Source organism: Endozoicomonas sp. YOMI1, from assembly GCF_024606345.1.
Classification (GTDB): Bacteria; Pseudomonadota; Gammaproteobacteria; order Pseudomonadales; family Endozoicomonadaceae; genus Endozoicomonas.
In genome coordinates this window covers 1-3,941 of sequence record NZ_JAHHPM010000068.1, presented here as the reverse complement: position 1 = coordinate 3,941, position 3,941 = coordinate 1, and the positions used below count along the sequence as shown (strand labels likewise).

General features: G+C 46.2%; 3 protein-coding genes. All 3 read right to left on the bottom strand.

Annotation, left to right across the window (positions count from 1 at the left end; all coding sequences use genetic code 11):
* Window positions 1–83: 83 nt before the first annotated feature.
* Window positions 84–1,139, bottom strand: a complete 1,056-nt coding sequence (locus KDK15_RS02575; protein ID WP_257293806.1) for a protein DA1 — start codon at window positions 1,137–1,139, stop codon at window positions 84–86.
* 73 nt (window positions 1,140–1,212) lie between these two features.
* Complete coding sequence (locus KDK15_RS21135) at window positions 1,213–2,325, bottom strand: tyrosine-type recombinase/integrase (RefSeq protein WP_257293805.1); 1,113 nt, start codon at window positions 2,323–2,325, stop codon at window positions 1,213–1,215.
* On the bottom strand, window positions 2,322–3,401 hold the full coding sequence (locus tag KDK15_RS02565) for a hypothetical protein (RefSeq protein WP_257293804.1): 1,080 nt from the start codon (window positions 3,399–3,401) through the stop codon (window positions 2,322–2,324). The genes KDK15_RS21135 and KDK15_RS02565 overlap by 4 nt, the downstream gene beginning before the upstream one ends.
* Between the last annotated feature and the right edge of the window lie 540 nt (window positions 3,402–3,941).

Sequence of the window (3,941 nt, the reverse complement as noted above, 5' to 3'; positions counted from 1 at the left end):
ATGCAGTGGACTGCAACTCCATTTAGACCGGTTCGACTCCGGTACTCGCCTCCATCTCTTTTTTCATACTATTTTCACTACTTTTAGAAAAAGAAAGAGCTCCAGCGACCGGGGAATTTCTTTTTATCCCTGATAAATTCCAAAAGTGAGGCAAGCGGCATGTGTTTCAGTGACTCTCTTGCCTCCCGAAATCCATCGCCATAAATCGGGTCGGCGCTAAGCTCTATCTGTTTTTTTCGGAATTCAGCATCTTTGGTATTAAGGTTATTCAACCAGATATACTCCATTAATACACACATTCCTTCCTCTACCTTCAATGGCAGATTTTCATAATAATTATAAAAAAACCAGGCGTGGGTGAGCTCATGAATCATTACGGTTCGGAAATGTTCTTCCGGCAGGTTTATCTGGATTAATATGCAGTCAAAATTTCTGGCCAATATCTGTCCTTTCCGGTGAGTTGTCGTGGTTCGGGTGACCCCCAGAATGGGATGATTATCATGAAAGTCATGATGACTGGCGTCATTTAGCTCATCACGACCGCAGAGTTTTACAGGGGTTTGTGTCGAGTTCAGACTAAGTCCAACCGATGCCAGGGCTGATCGCATTTCATTAGCAATGCGGTCCGCGCGCTCCTGGGTGGAAACGCCATTGAGGCTGCATTTGTTGCAGATAACAACACCATCGGGATACTGCATGCCGCCATTGGTAAGATTTTCACAGACAAGACGGCTGCAGCTGGAACATTCCGGATGTCCATCGTGGTCGTTGCAAAAAGCATTGCCCCAGAAGTCTACAAAGTAGTTTCTGGTGAGAGGGTTCCGGCAGACAGAGCAGAGTGGCGCAGTCTGCTTTTGCGCACAAACCGGGTGCCAGGCCATTTTATCAAGTTCCACATAGTTTCCCTTGACCGGCTTTCGGCAACTTGGGCATCTCAGACAGTCCGGATGAAAGGCGCGGTTCCTGAATACGACAAAAGCCTTTCCTTCAAAGGGTTTCCTGCAGCCATTACACCTGAAACAACCCGGGTGCCAGCGCATGCCCATTGCCTTAACGCATTGCCCCTTGATTGGTTTTTTACAGCCCTGGCAATAGTTCATGACCTTCCCTGATGCATGAGTAATCAGTCCCCAGACCATTAACGGAAGAATTCCTCCTTAATTACTGGTAAAAACAATTCTTCATGGTGATATGGTCTTCTTTTCAGCTTAATCAGATATGATGATCGGCAGCCATCTTTTTCAGTCTACTTGCTTCTGCATGGTAGTATTGGCTTGTGGTATTGATTGAATCATGACCTGCAAATATAGCAAGGTCTTCGATATCCATTTTTCGAGCCAGGTGTGTCAGCGCTGTATGGCGCAACGTGTGAAACGGCAGCCCCTGTAACCTCTGCCTGATATCCGGTGAAGCCTTGCTCTGACAATCTTCCATAAAGGATCGCCACCAAAACCGAAGTCCCCTGGCTGAAAGCGGGGCGATCAGGCCCTTGGTTTTGCGTGTTTTTGGTGCCAGGGGAAAAGGGTCTCCGTACAAACCTGAGAGTCCGTTCATGTGTCTGTATTCAATGATTTGCTGTTGAAGCATTTGGTTTAAGGGGACCTGCCTTCTTTTTCTGCCCTTACCCAAAACACTGAGATAAAAACCGTTATCATTATCGGGGTGTATGTCTGAACAGGTATGCCCCGTCAGCTCAGATTCCCGTAAAGCCAGCCCATAACTTAAAGAAAGGATAAGGCGGGTACGGGCTGATTCAAGCCGTTCTCTTTCAGTGCCCATTGGCAGACTTTCCAGGCACTCTTTAATAAATTGCCACTCATTATCATAAAAATATCGGATAATGGTGTTGCCCCGGGCCACCTTTTCACCGGATCGAATGAGTGATGCTGCCGGATTGCCAGTGGTATAACGATTTTTCTCCAGAAAAGAGAAAAAAGAAGACAGCACATCAATAACCTGATCAGTGCTTTTTCCCGGTTTAATGGGTGATCTAAACATAATCCTTTCCGGCTGACCGGGAAGGACTCCAGGCATAAGCCAGCGCGGTGGTAAGTTCTGTATAAAACTGGCGTAGGCTTGCAAGTGTTTAAGACGCACATCTTTATACCCAATTCCCAATTCAAAGTATAAAAACGCCGTCAGTCGGGTTATTTCTCGCTCATAACGGCGCAGGGTTTCTTCTGAGCGGGCTCCAGACTTATTCAGGAAAAGCGTCATTGCTTCACCATCATTGCCCGCTCCCATCATATTGTCATTTTCACGATGATGAGTGGGTAGGGCGGGGAGGGCATTCAGAAAAACAGAAGGGTGAATCGGCTGGCTCACTGCGTCACCTCAGGTGTATCGGTTTTTTTAGACAGTGCTTTTTCAAAAGCCTCGGCAATACCGCGGGCTCTTTCAAGCTCAAGCCGAAGAGTACCGATTTCATCAAGTCGCTCTTCCGTTTCCAGAAGCCGACTTTCCAGCTTTTCTTTATCTGATATTGCAGCCCTGTATTGCTCTTGCATCATATGGGATTCTCTGGCTCCAGCCAGAAGATTACGCACTGCGCCTAATAGATTGTCCTGGTCACTGTCCAGCAGCACCATTAACTGTTTGGCAAGCTGAACCATGTCTTCTGTCTTGCTTTTCTCTGAAGACAGACTGTTTCTCTCTTCGCAAACCTGAATATATGCCTTCGACTTGCTGTCCAATCGGCTCTGAAGCTCTAAATTATGTTTTTTCAACTCCTGCTGTTCCTGAAGTTGGTTGCTTATCTTCTTTTCCAGCCCCTGCTTTAGCCTTCGCTCATCATCCACTACGCCGATCCAGTGATTCAGCTGCTCCTGGCTTCGATGATCCATCTGCTTCTCCAGATTGCTTATCGCCTGAAGATGAAGGTTTTTTTGCTCAGCAGCAGCAGACTGGAGCTGTTCAGTTTGTCTCTGTTCTGATTTCAGAAGTGATTCCAGTTCTTTCAGGTCCTGATTTCTTTGTTGCAAAGTGAGCTTCGTTGCATCGAGTTCTGCACTGAGCTGCTGAACCTGGCCCTGAAGTTCAGAGTTGCTGCGGGACAGTTGATTATTCTTTTCTAAAAGCTGGTTCAGGCTTTCCTTTAGCTCATCAATCTCCTGGTTTGCGGACTCTTCAAAATTCCGCTGTTCTTCGGATAATTGATGCTTCCACTGAGCAATTCCCCTTTTCAGGCTTCTGACCAGATCATCCGGCAATTCAAGCTCCTCGGCTTCACCAAGAGCGCCTGAATATCGCCATTCATTGTAATAAGGCAGTACGGTCTGCTTCCCCATTTTCCCGATGCGGGCGACCTTATCAGCGTTAATTCTCTCTCCTTTCTCTTTCAAGTCATCAAGAATGCTGAAAATGTGCTGCCTTCTCACTTTGTCCTGCTCTGAACCCTTCATATTCTGTTTATCCCATAAATATAGAACCAATAATACTGGTATTATAATACCAGTATTATCAGTCTCTCAACATATAACTTTACTGCCGGTAACTGAACTTACCGGCAGTAAATTGCTATTGCCGCAATATTTTTGTTTCAATGCAATTTAATGGGGGCTTTCTATCATTGACATCCAGACTCGGTTCAACCTGAAGCCGAGTCGAAGGGCGTAAACCACACCTTAATAAGGACTGTGCCGGTCAGCTTTCGGCTTGGAATGATTGGAGGTTGTAATATCAGACATCATTGAAATGATGTACCAAGAGTGGGTCAGACTTAGGATCTGTTTGCTTAGATTGCGATGCCGGATGAGTTTGTCTAAAAATTCCTGCTTCTTTGTCAAATAGTCCCGCTATTCTCTTCAAAAGCAGAAATTTTTATCCTCAATTTCTTCTAAACCTCGCTAAAGATGCTTAACCCGGAAATTTCATAAACTGCCCCGATTCTCGCGCACGACCACATGGATGTGGGAGGTAGGGCGACGCAGGATGCCAAAGCC

Coding starts and splice junctions, on each gene's coding strand:
- KDK15_RS02565 (WP_257293804.1), bottom strand. CDS start 3,401: ATGAAGGGTTCAGAGCAGGACAAAGTGAGAAGGCAGCACATTTTCAGC.
- KDK15_RS02575 (WP_257293806.1), bottom strand. CDS start 1,139: ATGGTCTGGGGACTGATTACTCATGCATCAGGGAAGGTCATGAACTAT.